We start from the raw sequence: 24,291 nt of genomic DNA, 5'->3' as shown, positions 1-24,291 counted from the left end.
GTCAATACCTCGGCGCGGCCTCGATCGCCCGTTGCAGCGCCCGGTAGATCTGCCCGAACTTCAGCGCGTCGGCGGTGCGCACCAGCAGGGTCGGCCGGCCGCCGACCTCGGCCCAGATCTCCAGCGGCCGGGCACCCTTCGAATAGGACAGGTCGAGGCGGCCGAGCAGGAAGTCGGCGAGCGGAGCGGCGGCCAGGCCGACCAGCACCGAGCCGCCGACGATCAACACCGTGGTGCTGGTCGAGGTGTGCAGGCGCAACGCGATCACGATGCCGATCGCGGCGGCGACCAGCGGGGCGATCAGGGCGACCCCGATCGCGCCGCGGCCGGCGACGGTGCCCCACGACCGCTCGCCGCGCCGGTGCCAGACCCGCGACAGCGTGGTCAGCGGGTAGCTGCGCCCGGCGACCTGGATCGCCTGCGACGTGACCCGCACCGCGCGGTCGTGGTAATAAATGATCATCCCTACCCACCAGAAAGGGCCGTGCCTCAAAGGTACCCAACCGCGGACCCCGTAATGTGTCTCGAACGCCAGAAGCACATGGAGGTGTGACGTGGGCGATCTCGTCCGGCTGGAGAAGAACGACGGCATCGGCACGATCCGGCTCGACCGGCCCCCGATGAACGCGCTCAACACCCAGGTGCAGGAGGAGATCCGGGCCGCGGCCACGGAGGCGACCGCGGACGACAGCGTCCGCGCCGTCATCGTGTACGGGGGCGAGAAGGTCTTCGCCGCCGGCGCCGACATCAAGGAGATGGCCAACATGTCCTACGTGGACATGTCGAGCCGGGCGGCCGACCTGTCGGCGGCGCTCGGCGCGGTGGCCCGCATCCCCAAGCCGGTCGTCGCCGCGATCACTGGTTACGCCCTCGGCGGCGGCTGCGAGCTGGCCCTGGCCTGCGACTGGCGGGTCGTCGCCGACGACGCCAAGCTCGGCCAGCCCGAGATCAAGCTGGGCATCATCCCGGGCGCCGGCGGCACCCAGCGGCTGGCCCGGCTGGTCGGCCCGGCCCGGGCCAAAGACATCGTCCTGTCGGGCCGGATGGTCGACGCCGCCGAGGCGCTGCGGATCGGGCTGGCCGACCAGGTCGTGCCGGCCGCCGAGGTCTACCCGGCCGCGGTCGAGCTGATCCGGCCCTACCTCTCCGGGCCGGCCCAGGCCATCCGGGCGGCCAAGGTGGCGATCGACGGCGGCCTGGAGATGGATCTCACCTCGGCCCTGGCCTGGGAGAGCCAGCTCTTCGCCGCGCTGTTCGCGACCGACGACCGGCGCGAGGGCATGGCGGCCTTCGTCGAAAAGCGCAAACCGGACTTCACCGGCCGCTGACCACCCTGATCGACATCGCCGGGCGACGGGCGCGGCACCGGTAGGCTCGGCTGCATGTCACCGGGGGCCGCGCTGGGGGTCGATTTCGGGACCTCGCACACGGTGGCCGTGGTGCGCTGGCCCGACGGCCGGGTGCGCCCGCTGCTGGTCGACGGCTCGCCGCTGCTGCCCTCGGCGGTCTACGCGCCGCCGGGCGACGCGCCGCTGGTGGCCGGCCGCGACGCGGTGCACAGCTCCCGGCTCGACCCGGCCCGCTTCGAGCCCAACCCGAAGCGCCACGTCGACGACGGCACCGTCCTGCTCGGCGAGCGCGACCTGCCGCTGGTCGACCTGGTCGCCGCGGTGCTGTCCCGGCTGGCCGAGGAGTGGCGCCGCACGATCGGCGACCTGACCACCGGCGAGGTGACCGCCGAGACCCCGCCCACGCTGACCCTGACCTGCCCCGCGACCTGGGGTGCGACCCGCAGGGCGCTGCTCTCCGACGCCGCTGCCAGGGCCGGGCTGGGCAACGGCCGGCTGGTCGCCGAGCCGGTCGCCGCGGCCACCTATTTCGCCGAGGTGCTCGGCCGCGAGGTGCCGATCGGCTCGGCCGTGGTGGTGCACGACTTCGGCGCCGGCACGTTCGACGCGAGCGTCGTGGTGCGCCGGGCCGAGGGCTTCGAGGTGCTGGCCGTCGACGGCCGTGCCGACCTGGGCGGGCTCGACGTCGACGCGGCCCTGGTCGAGCATCTGGCGGCCACCTACGCGCCGGCCCATCCCGAGGCCTGGGCGCGGCTGCGGTCACCGGCGACGGTCGAGGACCGGCGGGCCAAGCGGCAACTGTGGGACGACGTACGCGTCGCGAAGGAGCGGTTGTCCCGCAGCCCGTCGGCCGACCTGGTGATCCCGCTGTGCGACGTCGAGGCGCACCTGACCCGCGCCGAGTTGGAGCGGGTGGCGACGCCGATCCTGGCCCGCACCGTGCAGGTGACCAAGTCGGTGATCGAGGCCGCCGCGCTGCCGGCCGGCAACCGGGCCGGGGTGTTCCTGGTCGGCGGGTCCAGCCGCATCCCGCTGCTGGCCACCCTGCTGCACCGGGAGCTGGGCGAGCCCCCGGTGGTGATCGAACAGCCCGAACTCGTGGTGGCCGAGGGCAGCGTGCTGGCCTCGACCGCGATGCTGGCCAGCGCCGCCGGCGCGGTCCCGGTGACCGGCCAGTTCCCGAAGATCATCGAGCCGGCCGACGGCCCGATACCGCAGCCGACCAAGATCGCGCCGGTCTCGCCCGCGGGGTCGCCCGGCGCGAACGCCGCGGCGCCCAGCGGCCCGCCGGCGACGCCCACCAGCTTCCCATCGGGAGCGCCGGCCAGCGGCCCACCAAGGGCGGCGGTGCCGACCAACGGACCATCGGGAGCGCCGGTCACCGGCCCACCAGGGTCGGCGACGGTGCCGACCAACGGACCATCAGGAGCGCCGACCGGCGCGGCCAACGGAGGATCCGGCGTCGCACCGTCGCGCAACGGCCACCGTCCGTCACCGACCGAGCCGCTCCCACCGCCCGCGGCCTACCCGCCCGGCCGGGCCGCCGTGCCGGTGAAGGCGGCGAAGGCCAACCGCCCGTCCCGCTTCGGCCGCGACACGTTGGCCGAGCCGGCCCTGGTCTCCGACCTCTACGCGCTGTCCGGCTATGACGAGCCGCAGGTCTACCCCGACCCGGTGCCGGCCCGCCGCGACGAGCGCCCGCCAGTCTGGGACGACGGGGACCGCGACCGCCCAGCCCGACCCGCCGCGGCCCGCCGCCGCGGTGGCGGCTTCGCCCGCTTCCTGCGCGCTCTGCTCATGCTCGTTCTGCTGGTCGCGACGCCCGTCGTCGCCGCCGTCGTGGCGTTCCACTACGCCACCGGTGACTCCTACACCGACATCGTCGACGGCATCCGGAGCTGGCTCGACGGGCTTAGGTGAGCCGTTCTCACGTTTACTCACTACCGACCGGTAAGGTGCTCGCAGCGGACCGAGGACGGGAGTTCTGATGAGCGAGCGGATCGAGGGCCACGGCGGCGAGCTGGCCCTCGCGGCACTACGCGCGGCCGGCGTCGACGAGATGTTCACCCTCTCCGGCGGCCACGTCTTCCCGCTCTACGACGCGGCGCACAAGACCGGCTTCCCGATCTACGACGTCCGCCACGAGCAGTCCGCCGTGTTCGCGGCCGAGGCGGTCGCCAAGCTGCGCCGCCGGCCCGGGCTCGCGGTGCTCACCGCCGGGCCGGGCGTCACCAACGGCATCTCCGGGCTGACCAGCGCCCACTTCAACGCCTCGCCGGTGATGGTGATCGGCGGCCGGGCGCCGGCGATGCGCTGGGGCGCCGGCAGCCTGCAGGAACTCGACCACGTCCCGCTCGTCGCCCCGGTGACCAAGCACGCTTCCACCGTGTTCGCCACCGACGAGATTCCCGGCGCGGTGCGCGCCGCGTTGAGCGCGGCGCTGACCCCGCACCGCGGCCCGGTCTTCCTCGACCTGCCGCTGGAAATCGTCTTCTCCCACGGTGAGGCCGACGCGCCCGGCGCGCCCGATGTCGCGGTCATCGAGCCCGACCCCGACGAGGTCGCGAAGGCCGCCCGGCTGATCGCCGAGGCGGAGCGCCCGGTGATCATCGCCGGCTCCGACGTCTACGCCGGTGACGCGATCGCCGCCCTGCGCGAGGCGGCGGAGACGCTGCGGGTGCCGGTGATCGCCAACGGGATGGGCCGCGGCGCGCTGCCGCCGACCCACCCGCTCGCCTTCGCCAAGGCCCGCCGGGCCGCGCTGCGCGGTGCCGACGTGATCGTGGTGGTCGGCACCCCGCTCGACTTCCGGCTGAGCTTCGGCGACTTCGGGTCGGCCCAGGTCGTGCACATCGTCGACGCGCCGACGCAGCGGGCGACCCACGTCAACCCGGTCGTCTCCCCCGCCGGTGACCTGCGGCTGATCCTGTCGGCGCTGGCCGACCACACCGGCGTCCGGGCCGACCACGAGAGCTGGATCGCCGACCTGCGCACGGCCGAAGACGCCGGCAAGGCCCGCGACGCGGAGGAGATGGCCGCCGACACCGACCCGATCAAGCCGGCCCGGGTCTACGGCGAGTTGCGCCGGGTGCTCGCCCCGGACGCGGTGACCATCGGCGACGGCGGCGACTTCGTCTCGTACGCCGGCCGTTATCTGGAGCCCTCGCTCCCCGGCACCTGGCTCGACCCGGGCCCCTACGGCTGTCTCGGCACCGGCATGGGTTACGCCATGGGCGCCCGCGTCACCTACCCCGACCGGCAGATCTGCGTGCTGATGGGCGACGGCGCCGCCGGCTTCTCCCTGATGGATGTCGAGTCGCTGGTCCGCCAGCAGTTGCCGGTGGTCATCGTGGTCGGCAACAACGGCATCTGGGGCCTCGAGAAACACCCCATGCAGGCGATGTACGGCTACGACGTGGCCGCCGACCTCCAGCCCGGCCTGCGCTACGACGACGTCGTCAAGGCGCTGGGCGGCGCCGGTGAGACGGTGACCAAGGCGGCCGACCTCGGCGGGGCGCTCGACCGGGCGTTCGCGGCCGGCGTGCCCTACCTCGTCAACGTGCTGACCGACCCGGCCGACGCCTACCCGCGGTCGTCCAACCTGGCCTGACCAGCGACGCTCGCACCGGCCAGGGACAATGGTCGGCATGGCTCTCCCCATCCCGACGCCGGCCGACGTGATCGGCCTGACCCGGTCCGCCGTCGCCGTGCCGGCCCGTGCCCTGCGCGTGCTCGACGACATCGAGGCGTTGGTCAAGCGGGTGAGCGGGATCGCCGACCGGGCCGAGGCGTTCCTCGACCGGCTCGAAGGGCTGACCGACCGGGCCGCCGCGCTGATCGACAGCGTCGGCGCGGCCGTCACCGAGGCCGAGGCGGTGCTGGAAAGCACGCGGGTGGTCAGCGCCGCCGCGACCGCGCAGGTCGAGCTGGTTGCCACGGTCGTCGCCGGCGCCCGCGCGGTGGTCGGCGACGCGGAGACGGTCGCCCTCAAGGCCAACGGCGTGGTCGACAAGGCCGAGGCCACCGCCGGCACGGCCGACGAGCTGATCGGCGTCTACGCGCCGACGCTGCGCCGCGGCGCGCCGATGGCCCGCCATTTCGTCGAGCAACTCTCCGACGAAGAGGTCGACGCCGCGATCAGACTGATCGACGAGCTGCCCCGGTTCACGAAGCACATGGACGAAGACATCCTGCCGATCCTGGCCACCCTCGACCGGGTCGGCCCCGACATCCACGAACTGCTCGACATCACCCGCGACCTGCGGCTGGCCGTCAAAGGCATCCCGGGGCTGCGGATGCTCACGAAGCGCGGTCAGGACCTGGACTGACCGAAGAGCTCGTCGATCTGTTCGCGGGTCGGCAGCGCGGTCGAGGCGCCCAGCGTGCGGGCGCAGGCGGCACCGGCCGCGCAGGCCCAGCCCACCGCCTCGACGATCTCCCGGCCTTCGGCCCAGGCCACGGCGAGCGCGCCGGTGAACGCGTCGCCGGCCGCGGTCGAGTCGACGGTCGCCACCTTCACCCCGGGCACCCGCACCGAGGTGCCGTCGCGGTCGACATACCAGGCGCCTTCCGGGCCGAGGGTGAGCACCACCCGCGGCACCGACTCGAGCAGCGGTTCGGGCCGGCGCTCGCCGCTGATCGCGACCGCCTCGGTCTCGTTGACCACGAGCAGGTCGACAGCCGCCAGCAAGTCGACCGGCAGCGCTCGGGCCGGTGCCGCGTTGAGCACCGTGCGGGTGCCGGCCTCGTGCGCCGCGACCGCGGCCGCGGTGACCGTCTCCACCGGGATCTCGAGCTGCGCGATCAGCACATCGGCGTCGGCCAGGGCCGCGCGCTCCGGACCCGTGAGGTCGGTGAACTGGGTGTTGGCGCCCGGGGCGACCACGATCGTGTTCTCACCGCCGGCGTCGACGGTGATCAGCGCGACCCCGGACGCGCCGTAGCGCACCCGCAACAGACCGGTGTCGACACCCGCCGCGTCGATGCGGGCCTTGAGCGTCACGCCGAACGCGTCGGACCCGATCGCGCCGAGCAACCGGGTCTGCCCGCCCGCGCGGCTGGCGGCGATCGCCTGGTTGGCGCCCTTTCCACCGGGAATGGTGGCGAACTCCCCGCCGAGCACGGTCTCCCCCGGTTTCGGCAGCACGGGCGCCTTCGCGACCAGATCCATATTGGTGCTGCCGACGACGACCACCCGGGCCCGGTTCATAGTCGGCGAGTGTATGCGTTCTCTGGCAGGCTGCTCCTCATGGACAATCCGCCGCTCGGTGTCATGTTCCGCTGCGACAGCCCGCCGGAGAACCTGCCCGCCTACGCCCAGCTCGCCGAGCGGCTCGGCTACGACGAGCTGTGGGTCGTGGAGGACTGCTTCTTCACCGGCGCGATCTCCGCAGCCGCGGTCGCCGCCGCGAGCACCGAGACGCTGAAGATCGGCATCGGCATCCTGCCGGCCGCCTTCCGCAACCCCGCGCTGGCCGCGATGGAGCTGGCCAACCTGAGCCGCCTGTTTCCCGGCCGGATCCTGCCTGGCTTCGGCCACGGCGTGCCGTCGTGGGTCCGCCAGGTCGGCGCACACCACCCGTCGCCGCTGGCCGTGCTCGAGGAGAGCATCGCCGCGATCCGCGCGCTGCTGCACGGCGAGACCGTCACCATGCACGGCCGGCACGTCGACCTCGACGACGTGCGGCTCGCGTTCCCGCCGGCCGAGCCGCCGCTGATCTCGGCCGGGGTGCGCAACGAGAAGTCGCTGCGCCTGGCCGGCCGGGTCGCCGACGGCACGATCCTGGCCGAGGGAGCGGCGCCGGCCTACATCGCCTGGGCCCGCGAGCGGATCGACGAGGGCCGGGCCGAGGCCGGGCGCACCGACCCGCACCGGGTCACCGTCTATGCCCACCTCGACTTCGACGACGCCGCCCGCAGCGCCCGCACCGAGCTCGCCGCGCAGTTCAGCGCCCCGGTGCAGCCGTCCGACCCGGTCGACGCCGAGACGCTGGCCAAGCTCGTCGCGGACGCGAAGGGCGACCTCGACGCGCTCGCCGCCGCACTGCCCGACGAGATCGTCGACCGCTACGCGGTGACCGGCGACGCCGAGCAGTGTGGATCGGCCGTCATGCGGCTCACCGCGGCCGGCGCCGACGCGGTGGTCTTCGTGCCGCCGCGCGACGCCGACCTGTCGGTGGCCCATCTGACCCTGGCCGCCGAAGCCCTGCTCGGCGGCTGACGTGTGTGCCGGATCGCCGGGCCGCGGGGCGCACCCCGCCGGCGCCGGCCTGCGTGATTTGATGACCGCGTGCCGACCAACATGATCGACGACGCGGTGCTCTCCTTCGACGGGATCGGCGTCACCCGCAGTCGCAACCCGTTGCTGCGCGACATCGCCTGGACGGTCTACCCCGACGAGCGCTGGGTGATCCTCGGCCCCAACGGCGCCGGCAAGACCACCCTGCTGTCGATCGCGGCCGGCCAGCTGCACCCGACGGTCGGCAGCGCGATCGTGCTGGGCGAGAAGCTGGGCCGCACCGACGTCTGGGAGCTGCGCACCCGGATCGGCATCACCACCGCCAAGATGGCCGAGCGGATCCCGGGCGAGGAGCGGGTGCTCGACGTCGTGGTCACCGCCGCATGGTCGGTGGTCGGCCGCTGGCGCGAGCAGTACGACCCGCTGGACGAGGCTCGCGCCCGCACCCTGATCGGGCAGCTCGGCGTCGCGGCGCTGGTCGACCGGACGTACGGGACACTCTCCGAAGGCGAGCGCAAGCGGGTGCAGATCGCCCGCGCGCTGATGACCGACCCGGAGTTGCTGCTGCTGGACGAGCCCGCCGCCGGGCTCGACCTGGGCGGCCGCGAAGACCTGCTCAAGCGGCTGACCGCGCTGGCCGACGACCCGGCGGCGCCGGCGCTGGTGCTGGTCACCCACCACGTCGAGGAGATTCCGCCGGGCTTCACCCACGCGCTGCTGCTGCGTGAGGGTGCGGTGGTGGCACAGGGGCCGGTGGAGCAGACGATCACCGCGGAGCACCTGTCGGCCGCGTTCGGCCAGCCGCTCGTGGTGCAGAGCGCGGAGGGCCGGTTCACCGCCCGCGCTGCGTAGGCCCTCTGGACGGGTGCTCTCAGGAAACGCTCAGGAATGCGCGCTAGGCCTGAGATATCCGTCACGCATGGGGGCAGCGATGGTATTCGCAGGCGTGTTCGTTGTGGCTCTTGTTGCCAGTGTCTTCGGAAACTCCGGCCGGCGCCAGGTGCCCGCGCCGGGGTCCGCGCGCGGTTCCGGGCAGGGCCCCCCGCCCGGGGCCGCGCCTCCGGAAGAGCCACCGGCCCCGCCGCCGGCGTTCACCCAGTGGCCGATGCTCACCGTCGCCGGCCCCGCACCGTCCACCATCGACACCGCACAGTGGACGCTGTGGGACGAGCCGGTCCGGGTGTCGGTGACCGACGCCGGGATGCTGGCCCGCGCGGAGGACCTGGTCCGCGGCGAGTTGGACGCGATCGACGTGGCCGCGAGCCGGATGCGCTCCGACTCGGAACTCGCCTCGGCCGGCGACGGCAGTGAGGTCAGCCCGCTGCTGGCCGAACTGGTGGCGGTGGCGCTCTCCGCGGCGCGCGACACCGAGGGCGACGTCGACCCGACGGTCGGCGCGATGCTCACCAGCCTGGGCTACGACCCGGACTTCGGCGCGCTGGTGACGACCGGCGCCACCCGGCACGTCCAGGTCGGGCAGTTGGCGGTCTACCGCCCGCCGACCTGGGAGCAGGTGCGCCTCGACGGGCAGCACCTGACCATCCCGGAGGGCGTCACGCTCGACCTGTCGGTGACCATGCGGGCCCGGGCGGTCGACCGGTGCGCCGCGCTGATCGCCGCCACGCTCGACGTCGGAACCCTGGTGTCGATCGGCGGCGACGTGGCCACGGCCGGCCCGTCGCCACGCGGCGGCTGGCCGCTGCTGGTCCGCGACGGCCCGGTCGACCCGGCCGCCAACGTCGGGCTGCCGGGCGGGGCGGCCGTGTCCACGGCAAGCGCCCACCACCGGCGCTGGGACACCGCCGAGGAGTTGCTCCAGCACATCGTCGACCCGGAGACCGGCCGGCCCGTGCGGCACGCCTGGCGGTCGGCGACGGTGGCCGCGTTCTCGGCCCTGCGCGCCACCACGGTCGCCAACACCTGCCTAGTCCGCGAGGAACTCGCGCCGTCGTGGCTGCAGGCCCTCTCCGCACCGGCCCGCCTGGTCGGCCACGAGCGCTCCGTCCGCGTCTTCGGCACCTGGCCGGCCGCGGCCGAAACCTGACATCGAATCACCCGGGGTGGCGGGACGCGGCGTCGCGTGTGACGATCTGCGCCGTGCCTGTTTCCCGCCGTTCCGTGCTGACCGCGAGCCTGGCCGCCGCCGTGGGCGCGGTGGCCGCGGGCTGTGCCGAGCCCACGCGGGCGCAGTGGACGGCCGCCGGTGACGCCGGGCCACTCCCGGCCGCCGGGACGAAGCCCACCGCCACGCCGCACGCCACGGTCAAGCCGAACGCCACGCGACCGGCGCCGGCCAACGCGCCGACGAGATTGGCCGTCACGCTCAGCCGGTTCCTGAAGCCGACACCGCAGAACCCGAAGCACCCGACCTTCGCCGGCGCGGTCGCCCTGGTCACCGCCGGCGGCAAGGTGAAGACCCGGGCCACGGTGGGCGACGCGCTGCGCTACACGGCCGGGCCGGTCGAGTTGCCAGTGGCCAGGCGGGTGGCGATGCGCGACGACTCGGTCTTCGACCTGGCGTCGATCACCAAGGTGTTCACCACGATCCTGGCGTTGCAACAGGTCGACAAGGGCAAGCTCGACCTCGCGGCCCCGGTGTCCGAATACCTGCCCGGCTTCACCGGCACCGGCAAGACCGCCGTCACCGTCGAGATGCTGCTGACCCACACCAGTGGGCTGCCGGTCGGCGCCTCGGTGACCGGCCTGTCGTCGGACGCCGCCCGGCGCGCGGCCGTGCTGGCGACGCCGCTGGTCAAGGGCGCCGTGCCGGGCAAGACCTTCCGCTACTCCAGCGTCGGCCTGATGGTCGCCGGGTTCCTGGTCGAGTCGCTCACGAGCCAGACGCTCGACCGGGCGCTGAAGACCGCCATCGCCGACCCGCTCGGCCTGCGGGACACCGGCTTCAAGCCGCTGACCTGGCTGAGCAAGGCCGACCAGGCGGCGCGCCTGGTCGCCACCGACGCGCGCACCAACCGCGGCCTGCTGCGCGGCACGGTGCACGACGACGTCGCCAACATCATGGGCGGCGTCGCCGGCTCCGCGGGCGTCTTCAGCACCGCAGCCGACCTCGCGGTCGTCGGCGAACTCCTGCTCAACGGGGGTACGCACGGCGGCAAGCGGATCCTGTCCGAGGCGACCGTCCGGCGGATGCTGACCAACGCCAACAAGGGCAAGCCGGCGATCGACGCCGAGCGCCCGCAGCGCACCGCCGACCACGGCCTCGGTGTGGAGATCGACCAGCCGTGGTTCATGGGCAAGCTGGCCGGGCCGCGCTCGTTCGGGCACACCGGCTTCACCGGCACCTCGCTGGTCGTCAACCCCGACCGCGGGCTGGTCTTCGTGCTGCTGACCAACCGGGCACACCCCAACTGGAGCTGGGCCGACCCCGACCCGGCGCGGGTGGCGGCGGCCAACGTCGTATGAGCCCGTGGGCCGGGTCCGCCGCCGTGTTCGCGGTCCTGGCGGCGGCCGTGCTGCACGCGAGCTGGAACGCCGTCGTCAAGGGCTCGGGCGACCAGATCGCCGTGATGGCCCGCTCCAGTGTGGTCGGCGTCGTGGTGTGCGGTGCCGCGCTCTGGTTCGTCGACCTGCCGGCGGCCGGCTCGTGGGGCTGGCTGATCGCGTCCGTCGTGATCCACGTCCTCTACAACCTCGGCCTGCTGGCCGCCTACCGGCTGGGCGACTTCAACCAGACGTACCCCCTCGCCCGTGGTCTTGGTCCGGTGGTCGTCGCGGTGGTCGCGGCGACCGCGTTGAACGAGCCGCTGGCGCCGCTGCCGGCCGTCGGCGTGCTGGTGATCGCCGCCGCGATCGGAGTGCTGGGCCTGACACCGTGGCGCCGCGTGCGGGCCAACCGGCCGGCGGTGCTGGCGGCGGTCTTCACCGGCCTGACCATCGCCACCTACACCCTGACCGACGGCGTCGGCGTACGCGCCAGCGCTAGCGCCAGCGGCTACGCGCTGTGGCTGGTCTGCCTGGAGTGCGCGGCGACCACGGCGCTCGCCGTCGTGCTGGGGCGCCGGCGGACGACCGGCAACCCGCTGCTGACCGGCGGCGGCCGGGCCTGGCTGGCCGCGAGCGCCGTCACCGTCATGTCCACACTGGCCTACGGCCTGGTTCTCTGGGCACAGACCCGGGGCGCCCTGGCCGCGGTGGCCGCACTGCGGGAGAGCAGCGTCGTGGTCGCCGCCGTGATCGGCATGCTGGCCTTCAAGGAGCCGATGGGCCGCGTCCGGATCGCCGCGAGCGTGGCGGTCGCCGTCGGCGTGGCCCTGCTGGCCATCCCCTGACGCCGGTCAGTGCCGCAGCGTGCGGATCAGCGCGAGCACGTCGCGGGTCACCGGGCGGAGGACCCGCAGCCGGGACAGGCCGACCATGCGGTCGATCAACGGCACGACGCCGTCGATCAGCGCGCGGGTTTTCGCCTGGTTGGCCGACTTGTCGTAGACCCAGTAGAGGATCACGCCCATGTACGCGAGCCAGAGCAGTTCCGGCAGTTCGTCGCGGAGTTCCGGGTCGACCTTGGCCGTCGAGCCGGCCAGCGCCTCGCGGAACAGCGAGATCGACGCCTCGCGGGTCGGCGACGACTCCTGCGAGAACGGGCTCAGCGGCGAGGTCGGCTCGGCCGCGGTCTTGAAGAAGGCGGCGGCGAATTCGTGCGACGGCGTCATCGTGTCGATGCCGGCGTGCAGCACACCGCGGAGCCGTTCGGCGAAGCCGCTCTCCCGGGCCAGCACGGCCGTCGCGCGGGTGCGGTGCTCGACGCTGGTCTCCGCGTAGAACTCCTGGATCAGGTGCTCTTTGGAGCCGAAGTAGTAGTAGGCGTTGCCGACCGCGACGCCGGCCTCCTTCGCGATGGCGCGCATGGTCGTCTGCGCGTAGCCACGCTCGCGGAAGAGCCGCAGCGCCGTGTCGAGGATCAGCTGCCGGGTCTGTTCACCGCGGGCGGTCGCCGGCTCGGCGCCGGCGGCCCCACCGCCGGCGTTCATCGGCTCGGCGCCCGCGGCCCCACCGCCGGCGTTCATCGGCTCGGCGCCCGCGGCTCGACCGCCGGCGTTCATCGGCTCGGCTGCACCGCTGGCGTTCGTCGGCTCGGCGCCGGCGGCGCCACCGACCCCCGTTTGCTCGGTGGCACCGCCGGCATCGGCGGGCGGCGGAACGGAACGGTCGGTCATCGCTGCCACCGTACCGACTCCGCACCGGAATGTCGAACACGTTCAACTTGCCGGCCAGACCTATCGTACGCGAACTTTGAACATGTTCAATCAGCGGAGTCCGAGAATCGCGGCCGCCGCCCGCCCGTTGGCCCGACTGGCGCCGTAGGTGGTCACGAACGCCCGCACGCCCGCGGGCCGCCAGCGCGACGGCCAGCCCATCTCGACGACCGTGACCTGGTGCCGGGCGGCCAGCGCCTCGATCAGGTCGGTCGCGTTGGCCAGCCGGTGTGCGTGCCGGGCGACGACCACGATCGGCCGGTTGCCGGCCCGGGCCAGCAACTCGTCGGCACCGGTCGTGGCGGCCACCGCCCGGATCGTCTCGGCGCCGTCGACGTGCTCGCCCAGCCCCCAGGGCACCCGGCCCTCGGCGATGCTCGACGTGGCGGCCAACTCGATCACGAACGGCACGCCGCCGACGATCGGGTCACCCTCCACCTTCACGGCGCGGCGGGCCGCGTCGTAACCCAGGCTCTCCGGTGCCGGCTCGACCGGCTGCGGCCGCGCGACCCAGGCGGCGAGCGCCGCCGTGCGCTCCGCGGCCTCCTCGACCCGGTCGACGTCGAGCCGGCCACCCTGGATCGCGGCCACGATCTCGGTGGCGGTCTCCTCGATCAGGTCGGCGTCGACGTCGGCGCCGATGCAGAGCAGGTCGGCGCCGGCCGCCAGGGCCAAGGGCGCGGCCTGCGCGGTGCCGCCGGCGACCACTGCCGCGCCCTTCATCTCCAGCGCGTCGGTGATCAGCGCGCCGGCGAAGCCCAGTTCGCCGCGGAGCAGGTCGTGCAGCGCCGCCCGGCTGAACGTGGCCGGCAGGTCGCCGGTCAACTCGGGCACCCGGATGTGCGCGGTCATCACGGCCTGCGCGCCGGCCGCCACCGCGGCGGCGAACGGCGGCAGGTCGCGCTCGCGGAGCACGGTCATGGGCGCGTCCACAGTGGGCAGTTCGAGATGGGAGTCGGCGATCGTGGCGCCGTGCCCCGGGAAGTGTTTGGCGCAGGCGGCCACCCGGGCCTCCTGGAGGCCCTCGACGGCGGCCCGGGTGTGTGCGGCGACCCGCGCCGGGTCGGCGCCGAACGAGCGGGTGCCGATGATCGGGTTGTCGTCGGCGGTGTTGACGTCGACCGTGGGCGCGAGATCGACGTTGACGCCGGCGGCGGCGAGCTCCCCGCCGATCGCGCGGTAGACCGCCCGGGTCACGTCGACGTCGTCGAGCGAGCCGAGCGCCGCGTTGCCCGGGTAGGGGCTGCCGCTGCGGTGCGCGAGCCGGGTGACGTCGCCACCCTCCTCGTCGATGGCCACGATGACCCGCGGGTTCGCGGCCCGCAGCGCGGCCGTGCTGGCCGCCACCTGAGGGCCGTCGTCGATGTTGAAGCCGAAGAGCGTATAGCCGGCCAGCCCCTCGGCGGCCAGGTCGAGCGCCCAGGGCGGTGGACTGCTGCCGGGGTATGCCGCGAGCAGCGTGCGCAGCGCGAGTCGGCGCAGAGCGGGATCAATCGCCATCGGTTCTCACCCTCTTGTAACTCGCTCCTGCCGGGTCGTGTGATCGTCGCACCATTCGCTTCCCAGTACGCTACGCCTACTCGTAAGGCGACTAATGTAATAGTAAAGATTCCTTATTGCTAGAGGATGTCGCATGGGGTCGACCCGTCAGCCCGGAACCCCGCGCCTGTTGCGCGCGCTCAACGACCGCGCCGCGCTGGAGCTGCTGCTCGCCCGCGGCCCGCTGACCCGGGCCCAGATCGGCGAGCTGACCGGGCTCTCGAAGGTCACCGCCTCGCAGCTCGTCGAGCGTCTCGAGGAACGCGGCCTGGTCGCCCGGGTGGGCGAGCAGGCCGGCGGCCGCGGCCCGAACGCACAGCTCTACGCCGTGCGCCCGGGCAGCGCCTACGTGGTCGGCGTCGACGTGGCCGCCGACCGGGTGCTCGCCGCCTGCGCCGACATCACCGGCGCCGTGGTCGGCCAGGTCGAGATGTCCACCAAGGACACCGACGACCCGGTCGGCGTGGTGCACAACGCGGTGGTCGAGGCGGCCAGCACCGCGCACGCGCAGTTGGCCAGCGTGCGCCGGGTGGTGCTGGGCACGCCGGGCCTGGTCGACCCGGGCTCGGGCGACATCACCTTCGCGTTCAACCTGCCGCGTTGGCACCGCGGCCTGCTCGCCGCGCTGCGCGAAGACCTCGACACCCCGGTGGTCTTCGAGAACGACGTCAACCTGGCCGCCTCCGCGGAGGCACACACCGGCGCGGCCGCCGGCGTCGACGACTTCGTGTTGGTCTGGGCCGGCATCGGCGTCGGCCTCGCGATCGTGCTCGGCGGCCGGCTGCACCACGGCAGCAGCGGCGCCGCGGGCGAGATCGGCTATCTGCCGGTGCCCGGGATGCCGGTCAACCGCGACCAGTCGCGCCGCTCCCAGCCACCGTTCGGCCAGCTCGCCGGTGCGGCCGCGCTGCGCGCGGTGGCCCGCGAGCACGGTTTCCGGGGCGCGACGGCGGCCGACGCGATCCGCGCCGCGATCGCGGCCGGCACCGAGGGCGGCCCGGCGCTCGACGAGATCGCCCGCCGGCTGGCACTCGGTGTGGCCAGCACCTGCGTGGTGCTCGACCCGCCGCTGGTGGTGCTGGCCGGCGAGGTCGGCCAGGCCGGCGGCAACGCGCTGGCCGAGCGGGTGCAACACGAGGTCGCCGCGATCACGCTGGTGTCGCCCAAGGTGGCGGTCACCCAGGTCGACGACGAGCCGGTGCTCCGCGGGGCGCTACTGACCGCTCTGGACGCGGTCCGCGACGACCTCTTCGGCTCAACCACCGGCTGAGGCCGGCCGGACGAGCCGACCGCCTTCGGGCCCCGCGCTCACCGCCGGGTCTGAGGATGGCTCGACCGAGGTCTGTGCGGCACAAACGCGACCCAGCGGTCATCAGGCGACCGCGGCATCCGACGGATGCCGAGCACCGACGGATGCCTGCGAGACAGACGAATGCTGCGGTACGGACGGATGCCCGCGTGCCAGTCCGGCCGCGCCAGGTCACCGGGAAACGGCTAGGCGCCACCCGCTCGCGGGACCGACGGATGCCCGCGGGACAGACGGAGGCCGCAGGGCCGGCCCGCGATGCTAAGGACCCTCCGGGCCGAAGACGCCGTAGGCGGACCAGCCCAGGTCGGGGAAGCCGGCCGCCGCGGCGACCTTCGACGACGCCAGGTTGGCCGGGTCGTGCAGGTAGGTCGGCACCGCGCCCTCGTCGAGGACCCGGCGGGCCGCCTGCGCGACCAACCGGCGGGCCAGGCCGCGACCGCGGGCGGCCGGCTCGGTGCCCACGGCGAGCTCGTTGCCGTAGGGGTCGTGTCGCTTGATGCCGACGCCGGCCAGGTAGTCGCCGGCTTCGTCGCGGGCGATCAGCACCTCGTCGCCGAACGGGCGCAGCCAGCTCGGCACGACCGGGTCGGCGACCGGGAGCCACTCACCCGCGTCGGGCAGCGGCGCCGGCTCCGTGGAAAAGCGGAAGACCGCGTGCAGGGCCCGCCAGCCGTCGTAGCCGACCGCGCCCGGCAGCTTGTCGAGCAGGTCGGGCATCGGCAGGTCGGCGATGGCGCGAACGGCATCCACCCGCGGCGGCGGCACCGAGAGCAACACCCCGGCGGGCGTGCCGACGCCGATCGCCGGGCGGATCGAGCCGTCCCACGCCGGGCGCAGCCGTCTCTCGGAGCCGACGATCTGCAGCGCCTGACTGGTCGGCCACTGGCCCAACCAGGTCACCAGGTGGTGGTAGAGGCGCGTGTCGAGCACCGGAACCTCCGCGATCAGTGGAAGCGGCGCAGCCGCAGGCTGTTGGAGACGACGAACACCGACGAGAGTGCCATCGCGGCACCCGCGATCATCGGATTGAGCAGCCCCGCCGCGGCCAACGGAAGCGCGCCCACATTGTAGGCCAGGGCCCAGAACAGATTCCCCTTGATGACCCGCAGGGTACGCCGGGAGAGGCGGATCGCATCGGCGGCGGCCATCAGGTCGTCGCGGACCAGCGTCAGGTCTGCCGCCTCGATCGCCACGTCGGTGCCGGCACCCATGGCGAGCCCCAGGTCGGCCTGGGCCAGCGCGGCCGCGTCGTTGACACCGTCGCCGACCATCGCGACCACGCGACCCTCGTCCTGCAGCCGCTTGACCGTGTCGACCTTGTCGGCGGGCAGCACCTCGGCGACCACGTCGTCGATGCCGACGGCTCGCGCCACCGCTGTCGCGGCCGCCGTGTTGTCGCCGGTCAGCAGCACCGGCCGCAGGCCGAGGCCACGGAGCGCGGCGACGGCGGCCGGGCTGCTCGGGCGGATCTCGTCGGCGAGCACCAGGTGGCCGCGTACCCGCTGATCGATCGCGACCGTGACCACCGTCTGCCCCGTCGGATTCGGCGCCTGCTCGTCGCCGGCGAACCCGGCGCGGCCGACCCGCACCTCGTGCCCCTCGACGATGCCGCTGACACCCAGGCCGGGCGTCGAGCGGAACCCGGTCACCGCCGGCAGCGGTTGCTCGGCGGCCGCGGCGATGGCCCGCCCTATCGGGTGCTCGGACCCGGCCTCGACGGCGGCGGCCAGCCGCAGCACCTCGTCGTCGACCCGGCGGTCGACCACGGCGAGCTTGCCGGTGGTGACCGTGCCGGTCTTGTCGAGCAAGATCGTGTCGACGGTGCGGGTCGACTCGAGGACCTCGGGACCCTTGATCAGGATGCCGCGCTGCGCGCCGCGCCCGGTGCCGACGAGCAGCGCCGTCGGCGTGGCCAGCCCGAGCGCGCACGGGCAGGCGATGATCAGCACCGCGATGCCGGCCGTGAACGCGGCCGCCAGCCCGCCGCCGGTGCCCCACCAGTAGCCGAACGTGCCGGCCGCGAGCAGCAGGACGATCGGGACGAACACGCCGGAGATGCGGTCGGCCAGCCGCTGCACCTCGGCCTTGCCGCTCTGCGCCTGACTGACCAGGCGGGCGATGTGTGCGAGTTGGGTCTGCGCGCCGACCTTGGTCGCGACGACCACCAACCGGCCGTCGGCGTTGACGGTGCCGCCGGTGACCGGGTCGCCCGGGCCGACCTCGACCGGCACCGACTCGCCGGTGAGCAGGCTCTGGTCGACCGCGGAGACGCCCTCTTCGACCACGCCGTCGGTGGCGATCTTCTCGCCGGGGCGCACCAGAAAGCGGTCCTGGGGTTTCAGCTCGGTGATCGGCCGGACCACCTCGCGGCCGCCGTCGAGCACGGTCACCTGCTTGGCGCCGAGGTCGGCCAGCGCGGCCAGGGCGGCACCGGCGCGGCGTTTGGCCCGGGCCTCGAAATAGCGGCCGGCCAGCACGAACACCGTGACGCCGGCGGCCACCTCGAGGTAGATCGCGTCGGTGCCGGCGCCGCGTTCGAGGGTCAGCGAAAAGCCGTGCCGGACGCCGGGCTCGCCGGCCATGCCGAAGAACAGCGCCCAGACCGACCAGCCCAGGGCGGCGAGCGTGCCGATGGAGATCAGCGTGTCCATGGTGGCGGCGCCGTGCCGCAGGTTGACCCAGGCGGCGCGGTGGAAGGCGGCGCCGCCGTAGACCACGACGGGCGCGGCCAGCGTCAGCGAGAGCCACTGCCAGTAGGTGAACTGCCAGGCCGGGACCATGGCGAGGACGATCACCGGGACGGCGAGCAGGATCGAGACCAGCAACCTGTTCCGCAGGTCGTGGGTCTCGTCGCGGGTCGGCCCGGTGTCGGCCTTCTCGACCTGCGCCGCGGTGTAGCCGGTCTTCTGCACGGTCTCGATCAGGTGCTCGACGGTGATGCCGGCCGGCGCGTGGACGGTCGCGGTCTCGGTGGCGTAGTTGACCGAGGCGGTCACCCCGGTGAGCCGGTTGAGCTTCTTCTCGACCCGACTCGCGCAGGACGCGCAGGTCATCCCGCCGATAGCCAGCTCGATCCGGTGTTCCACGCTGTTCACCTTACCCCCGGGAGGTATCCCGATCGTCTGCTGGTTCATGCGGTTCCGCCCGCTTCGTGCCCTTCGTGCCCGTGGTGGTAGTGGTGCACGACGGCGTGCCCCCGCCCGCGGGCGATCATCCAGCGGTTGACCGGCACGGTGACCACGGCGGCGACCACCAGGGCGGCGGCGAGGCTGACCCAGAAGAGGCCGTCGCCCAGGCCGGCCGCCATCGCACCGGGGATGACCAGCAGCATCCCGTTGTCGACCAGTTCCATCACGGCGATCGACACGGTGTCGGCGGCGAGCGCGACCCCGATGGCGGCCTTGACCGGCACGCCCGAGCGCAGGACGGGCCGGATCGTCAGCGAGTAGCCGAACAGGAACGCCAGCACGATGGCCAACACGATCGTCACGGCATTGGACAGCCCGAATGCGGTGCCGATCACCATCCCCAGCACCTCGCCGATCGCACATCCGGTCAAGCAGTGCAAGGTCGCCGAAACTGCCAGGCGCGTCAGATTGTCCATGCCGTCGAGCATACCCCCGGGGGGTATCAAGTCAAGCAAAAAGAGACGCCCGCCGCAGGGCGCGACGGGCGTCGGGGTGGGTCAGGGTCAGCTGGCGGAGGAGGTGCGGACGAGTTGACGGATCTGGCGCAGCAGGACCGACAGAGCGGCGAGGTCCGCGTTGGAGTCGGCGAACTCGGTGATCGCCCGCTTCGAACGGGCCACCGCCGTGGCGTTGGCGGCCTCCCAGGCCGCCACCCGCTCCTCGACCGGTGCGCCGTCCGGAGTGGACTGCAGCACGCCCTGGGTCAGGGCCGCCAGCGCGGCGTAGAGGTCGTAGCGCAGCGCCATCCGGGCCAGCGTCTGCCAGCGGTCTTCCCGCGGCAGCAGCGAGATCTTCGAGAGCAACTCGTCGACCCGCAGGTGGTCGCTGAGCACGAAGTAGATCTGGGCGACGTCGCTGGGGCTGCGGGCCGTCACGCGGGCCGTTTCGACCACGTCGATCAGGCCGAAGCCGTACATCACCCGGGACGCGGCGGCGGCCAGGCTGGCCGGCATGCCGCGGGACTCGACCTCCTCCATGTGCGCCAGCAGCGCCTCGCGTTCGCTGCCCACGAAGCGGGTGTCGAGTTGGCCGAGCAGGTCGGCCACCGCGGCGAAGCGGGCGATCTCGCCGGTCACGTCGAGCGGCGAGCGGCGGTTGGTCACCAGCCAGCGGACCGCGCGGTCGAGCAGGCGCCGCAACTCCAGATAGATCTTCGTCTGCGCGACCGTCGGGACCTGGTTGTCGAGCGCCTCGACCGCGGCCCACAGGTCGCGCAGGCCATAGACCTCGCGGGTGACCACGTAGGCCCGGATGACGTCAGCCGCGGACGCGCCGGTCTCCTCCATGGTGCGGAAGACGAACGAGGTGCCGCCCCGGTTGACCACCTCGTTGACCAGCATCGTGGTGACGATCTCGCGGCGCAGGCGATGGCCGGCCATCCGGTCGGCGTACGCCTTGCGCAACGGGGTCGGGAAGTAGGACGACAGCACGTCGAACGTCCACGCCTCGTCGACCACCGGGTCGGCCAGCACCTGGTTCTCCAGGTCGATCTTCACGTAGGCCAGCAGCACCGCGAACTCCGGCGCGGTCAGGCCGGCCGGGCGGGCGGCCAGCTCCTCGTCGGTCGGCAACCCCTCGAGCGCGCGGTCGAGCAGGCCGGACCGCTCCATCTCGATGATCATCCGGCGGTGCACCGGCAGCAACGACGCCGCCTGGACCAGAGCGGTGCCCAGCGCTCTGGCCTGGCTGTAGTTGTCGGCCAGCACCAGCGTCGAGACCTCGTCGGTCATCTCGGCCAGCAGCTTGTCGCGGTCGGGCACGGTCAACTCGCCGTCGGCGACCGCGCCGCCGAGCAGAATCTTGATGTTGACCTCGTGGTCGGAGCAGTCGACGCCGGCCGAGTTGTCGATGAAGTCGGTGTAGACGCTGCCGCCACGAAGCGCGTACTCGATCCGGCCGAGCTGGGTCAGACCCAGGTTGCCGCCCTCGCCCACCACCCGCGCCCGGACCTGCTTGCCGTTGACCCGGATCGCGTCGTTGGACTTGTCGCCGACCTCGGCGTGCGACTCGGTCGACGCCTTGATGTAGGTGCCGATGCCGCCGTTCCACAGTAGATCCGCGGGGGCCTGCAGGATCGCCTTCTGCAACTCGGGCGGGGACAGCGCCGTCACCTCGTCGCCGAGCCCCAACGCCTCGCGCACCTGGGCGGAGATCGGGATCGACTTGAGGGTACGGGCGAACACCCCTCCGCCTTCCGAGATCAGCGACTTGTCGTAGTCGGCCCAGGACGAGCGCGGCAGGTCGAACAGCCGCTTGCGTTCCACAAAGGACGAAGAGGCGTCGGGGGCGGGGTCGAGGAAGATGTGCCGGTGGTCGAAGGCGGCCAGCAGCCGGATGTGGGGCGAGAGCAGCATCCCGTTGCCGAACACGTCGCCGGACATGTCACCGACACCGACGACGGTGAAGTCGGTGGTCTGGATGTCGGTGCCCAGGTCGCGGAAGTGCCGCTTGACCGACTCCCAGGCACCGCGCGCGGTGATGCCCATCTTCTTGTGGTCGTAGCCCGCCGACCCGCCGGACGCGAACGCGTCACCGAGCCAGAACCCGTGCGCCACCGATATCGCGTTTGCGTAGTCGGAGAACGTCGCGGTGCCCTTGTCGGCGGCCACCACGAGATAGGGGTCGTCGCCGTCGTGGCGTACGACATCGGTCGGGTGTTTGATCTCGCCGCCCACGATGTTGTCGGTGACGTCGAGCAGCGCGGTGATGAACAGCTTGTAGCAGGCCACCGCCTCGTCGCGGTCGCCCGGAAGCTGCTTGAGCACGAACCCGCCCTTGGCGCCGACCGGCACGATGACGGCGTTCTTCACCATCTGCGCCTTGACCAGGCCGAGCACCTCGGTGCGGAAGTCTTCACGGCGGTCGGACCAGCGCAGCCCGCCCCGGGCGACCGGGCCGAACCGCAGGTGCACGCCCTCGAACCGGGGCGAGTAGACGAAGATCTCGAACTTGGGCCGCGGCGCCGGCAGGTCGGGCACGGCCTGCGGGTCGAGCTTGAAGGCCACATAGGACTTCGGCCGGCCGTCGCTGCCGCGCTGGAAGAAGCTGGTCCGCAAGGTGGCCTGGATCAGCGTCAGGTAGGAGCGCAGGATCCGGTCCTGGTCGAGGCTGGTGACGTCGTCGAGGCGCTTGCCGATCTCGTCGACCAGTTGCCCCGCGCGCTCGTCGCGCTCGTCGTCGGCCAGGGCCAGCCGCGGCGAGAAGCGCACCTCGAAGAGCTCGACCAGCCGGGCCGCGATCTCCGGGTAGGCGACGAACGTCGACTCCATGTAGTCCTGCGAGAAGACCGTGCCGGCCTGCCGCAGATATTTGGCGTAGGCCCGCAGGATCACCGCCTGCCGCCAGGTCAGGCCGGCCAAAAGCACGAGTTGGTTGAAGCCGTCGACCTCGGCCTCACGACGCCAGGCCGCGGCGAAGGCATTTTCGACATGCGGGCGTACGGCGGTCGGCAGCCCCTGCCCGGCCGGCAGTTCCAGGCCGAAGTCGTAGAGGTAGACGGTGCCGTCGGCGCGCTCGACCTCGTAGGGGCGCTCGTCGGCGACCCGCACGCCGAGCGAGTGCAGCACCGGCAGCACGGCCGAGAGCACCATCGGCTCGCCGTAGCGGAAGACCTTGAACCGCACGTTGTCGTCGTCGCGGTTCTTCCGGAACAGGTGCATCTCGAGCTGGCCGGGCTCTTCGAGCAACTCCAGCTTGGCCAGGTCCTTGAACGCCTCGTACGGGTTGTTCTCCTCCTTGTAGCCGTCGGGGAACGCGTCCGCGTACCGCGTGAAGAGGAGTTTGCCCTGCTCGTCGCCGAGCTTGCGGGTGAGCATCAACGAGAAGTCGTCGTCCCAGAGCCGGGTCGCCTCGGCCAACTCCTCGGCCAGCGCGTCGACGTCGACCTCGCCGGGCGGGTTGGTCGGGTCGGTGCGCACCACGACGTGCACCCGGGCCAGCAACGACTCGGTGACCCGGGTCGTGTAGTCGAGCCCGACCCCGTTGAACCGGCGCAGCAGGATCCCCTGCATCCGCAGCCGGTTGTGCGTGGTGAACCGGTCGCGGGGCAGGTAGATCAGGCACGAGATGAACCGGCCGTAGCCGTCGCGACGGACGAAGACGCGCAGCTGCCGGCGGCCGGCCATCCGCAGCACGCCGATCACCGCGCGGTAGAGGTCGTCGGTCTTGATCTGGAAGAGCTCGTCGCGGGGGTACGTCTCGAGGATCTGCAACAGGTCCTTGCCGGAGTGGCTGCGGGGCGAGAGCCCGGAACGGTCGAACACCTCGGAGACCTTGCGGCGGACCACCGGCAGGTTGCGCACGCTGGTGCGGTAGGCGGCGCTGGAGAACAGGCCGAGAAAGCGCCGCTCGCCGATCACCTCGCCGTTGTCATCGAAGATCTTGAAGCCGATGTAGTCGAGGTAGGCACTGCGCTGCACCGTGGCCCGCGAGTTGGCCTTGGTGATGATCAGCAGCCGCTTCTCCAGCACCTTGGCCCGCGCCTCGGGCGGCAGCGCGGTCAGCGCCAGCGGTGCGGTCTGGTCCTGGCGCAGGATGCCCAGCCCGGTGCCCATCTGGGCGGCCAGCAGCTGCTCGCCGCTCTCGCCCCGGACCAGCTTGTATTCGCGGTAGCCGAGGAAGGTGAAGTGCTCGTGGGCCAGCCAGCGGAGCAGCTCGACCGAGTCGGTGATGTCTTTCTCCGGCACCGGCGGGCGGGCGTCGGTGCCCCGGGTCGCCTCCAGCTCGTCGGCGATGGCCAGGGCCTGCTGGCGCATCCGGGGCCAGTCTTCGACGGCTTCGCGTACGTCGGTGAGCACCCGCACCAGCTCGCGCTCGAGCTGCTCGCGCTCGGTCGCGTCGCGGATCGCGTCGATCTCGACGCGCATCCAGCTCTCCACGATGTCGCCGGCGATGGCGTCGTCGGGCTCGACCTCGGCGGCCACCTCGACCAGCTTGCCCATCGGCTCGCGGCGGACCACGACCAGCGGGTGGACCAGCAGGTGGATGTCGAGGTGCCGGCCGATCAGCAGGGCGGTGACCGAGCCCACCAGGAACGGCATGTCGTCGGTGGCGATCTCGATCACGGTGTGTGGCAGGTCGGCTACCGGCTCGGTTATCCGCAGCTTGAGCTGGCCCGGCATCCGCTGCTCGGCCAGCTCGCGGTGGCTCAGCGCGGCGTCGACCATCTCCCGCGCGGTGTAGCCGATCAGCTCCTCGTCGGGCGCGAACCGCCAGAAGCGGGCGACCAGGGCGGCTTCGGGGCTGCCGGGGCCGGCGAGGGCGACCGCTTCGGCGGCCAGCCGCTCGGCATTGGGTACCGGTTCGTCGATCTCGCTGTCGTCGCTGTCGTCGCCGGTCGCGGAGCCGGCCCCGACGGATACGAACGGAGCGTCCGTGTCCAACGCCGTGTCGTATTCCTCCGAAGCATCCTGCAACGTGCGCGCCTGACGCCGGTCCATCGGTGCCACTCCCCTCG

18 protein-coding genes are annotated in these 24,291 nt (G+C 72.8%); 10 read left to right on the top strand and 8 right to left on the bottom strand.

Annotated elements, in window-relative coordinates:
* Position 1: 1 nt before the first annotated feature.
* Positions 2-463: a DUF6232 family protein gene (locus AB0J74_RS21840; protein ID WP_363450618.1), complete on the bottom strand. Its 462-nt coding sequence runs from the start codon at positions 461-463 to the stop codon at positions 2-4.
* Positions 464-554: 91 nt separating this feature from the next.
* On the opposite strand from AB0J74_RS21840, the gene AB0J74_RS21835 reads away from it, so the two are divergent.
* The 4 genes from AB0J74_RS21835 to AB0J74_RS21820 all read left to right on the top strand — a co-directional run bounded on the left by AB0J74_RS21835 (position 555) and on the right by AB0J74_RS21820 (position 5,677).
* Entirely contained in the window at positions 555-1,328 is a 774-nt protein-coding gene (locus AB0J74_RS21835; protein ID WP_363450616.1) for an enoyl-CoA hydratase-related protein, read from the top strand.
* 54 nt (positions 1,329-1,382) lie between these two features.
* Positions 1,383-3,269: an Hsp70 family protein gene (locus AB0J74_RS21830; protein ID WP_363450614.1), complete on the top strand. Its 1,887-nt coding sequence runs from the start codon at positions 1,383-1,385 to the stop codon at positions 3,267-3,269.
* Positions 3,270-3,336: 67 nt separating this feature from the next.
* The gene (locus tag AB0J74_RS21825; protein WP_363450612.1) at positions 3,337-4,959 is read left to right on the top strand and encodes an acetolactate synthase; all 1,623 of its coding nucleotides are present in this window, start codon (positions 3,337-3,339) and stop codon (positions 4,957-4,959) included.
* A 37-nt stretch (positions 4,960-4,996) separates the two neighbouring features.
* Positions 4,997-5,677, top strand: coding sequence for a hypothetical protein (locus tag AB0J74_RS21820; protein ID WP_363450610.1), 681 nt, complete (start codon positions 4,997-4,999; stop codon positions 5,675-5,677).
* Here AB0J74_RS21820 and AB0J74_RS21815 read toward each other — a convergent pair.
* Positions 5,662-6,558, bottom strand: coding sequence for a ribokinase (locus tag AB0J74_RS21815; RefSeq protein ID WP_363450608.1), 897 nt, complete (start codon positions 6,556-6,558; stop codon positions 5,662-5,664). The genes AB0J74_RS21820 and AB0J74_RS21815 overlap by 16 nt on opposite strands.
* 39 nt (positions 6,559-6,597) lie before the next feature.
* Here AB0J74_RS21815 and AB0J74_RS21810 point away from each other — a divergent pair, with 39 nt between their 5' ends.
* The 5 genes from AB0J74_RS21810 to AB0J74_RS21790 all read left to right on the top strand — a co-directional run bounded on the left by AB0J74_RS21810 (position 6,598) and on the right by AB0J74_RS21790 (position 11,876).
* On the top strand, positions 6,598-7,569 hold the full coding sequence (locus AB0J74_RS21810; RefSeq protein ID WP_363450606.1) for an LLM class flavin-dependent oxidoreductase: 972 nt from the start codon (positions 6,598-6,600) through the stop codon (positions 7,567-7,569).
* An 81-nt stretch (positions 7,570-7,650) separates the two neighbouring features.
* Positions 7,651-8,439 (top strand): ABC transporter ATP-binding protein, encoded by a 789-nt coding sequence (locus AB0J74_RS21805; RefSeq protein WP_363450697.1) that lies wholly within the window; start codon positions 7,651-7,653, stop codon positions 8,437-8,439.
* Positions 8,440-8,692: 253 nt separating this feature from the next.
* Positions 8,693-9,631, top strand: a complete 939-nt coding sequence (locus tag AB0J74_RS21800; RefSeq protein WP_363450604.1) for an FAD:protein FMN transferase — start codon at positions 8,693-8,695, stop codon at positions 9,629-9,631.
* 53 nt (positions 9,632-9,684) lie between these two features.
* A complete protein-coding gene (locus tag AB0J74_RS21795) occupies positions 9,685-11,010 on the top strand; it encodes a serine hydrolase domain-containing protein (RefSeq protein ID WP_363450602.1) in 1,326 nt (441 codons plus the stop codon).
* Between the two features lie 23 nt (positions 11,011-11,033).
* On the top strand, positions 11,034-11,876 hold the full coding sequence (locus AB0J74_RS21790; protein ID WP_363450600.1) for a hypothetical protein: 843 nt from the start codon (positions 11,034-11,036) through the stop codon (positions 11,874-11,876).
* Positions 11,877-11,882: 6 nt separating this feature from the next.
* Here AB0J74_RS21790 and AB0J74_RS21785 read toward each other — a convergent pair whose 3' ends face one another.
* Together AB0J74_RS21785 and AB0J74_RS21780 are read right to left on the bottom strand one after the other, a co-directional pair.
* Entirely contained in the window at positions 11,883-12,761 is an 879-nt protein-coding gene (locus AB0J74_RS21785; protein WP_363450598.1) for a TetR family transcriptional regulator, read from the bottom strand.
* Between the two features lie 90 nt (positions 12,762-12,851).
* Complete coding sequence (locus tag AB0J74_RS21780; protein WP_363450596.1) at positions 12,852-14,300, bottom strand: glycoside hydrolase family 3 N-terminal domain-containing protein; 1,449 nt, start codon at positions 14,298-14,300, stop codon at positions 12,852-12,854.
* A 133-nt stretch (positions 14,301-14,433) separates the two neighbouring features.
* On the opposite strand from AB0J74_RS21780, the gene AB0J74_RS21775 reads away from it, so the two are divergent.
* A complete protein-coding gene (locus tag AB0J74_RS21775; protein WP_363450594.1) occupies positions 14,434-15,609 on the top strand; it encodes an ROK family transcriptional regulator in 1,176 nt (391 codons plus the stop codon).
* Positions 15,610-15,906: 297 nt separating this feature from the next.
* Here AB0J74_RS21775 and AB0J74_RS21770 read toward each other — a convergent pair whose 3' ends face one another.
* From AB0J74_RS21770 to AB0J74_RS21755, 4 genes are all read right to left on the bottom strand, one after another.
* Positions 15,907-16,578 carry a GNAT family N-acetyltransferase gene (locus AB0J74_RS21770; RefSeq protein ID WP_363450592.1) on the bottom strand — a complete coding sequence of 224 codons (672 nt, stop codon included), beginning with the start codon at positions 16,576-16,578 and terminating at the stop codon, positions 15,907-15,909.
* Positions 16,579-16,592: 14 nt separating this feature from the next.
* The gene (locus AB0J74_RS21765; RefSeq protein WP_363450590.1) at positions 16,593-18,734 is read right to left on the bottom strand and encodes a heavy metal translocating P-type ATPase; all 2,142 of its coding nucleotides are present in this window, start codon (positions 18,732-18,734) and stop codon (positions 16,593-16,595) included.
* A gap of 44 nt (positions 18,735-18,778) precedes the next feature.
* A complete protein-coding gene (locus tag AB0J74_RS21760; protein WP_363450588.1) occupies positions 18,779-19,252 on the bottom strand; it encodes a DUF4396 domain-containing protein in 474 nt (157 codons plus the stop codon).
* 87 nt (positions 19,253-19,339) lie between these two features.
* Positions 19,340-24,274 (bottom strand): NAD-glutamate dehydrogenase, encoded by a 4,935-nt coding sequence (locus tag AB0J74_RS21755; protein WP_363450586.1) that lies wholly within the window; start codon positions 24,272-24,274, stop codon positions 19,340-19,342.
* Between the last annotated feature and the right edge of the window lie 17 nt (positions 24,275-24,291).

It is taken from the genome of Asanoa sp. NPDC049573 (genome assembly GCF_040676615.1).
Taxonomy (GTDB): domain Bacteria; phylum Actinomycetota; class Actinomycetes; order Mycobacteriales; family Micromonosporaceae; genus Asanoa.
The sequence above is the reverse complement of the archived record's forward strand: the minus strand, read 5'-3'. Positions and strand labels throughout refer to the sequence as shown.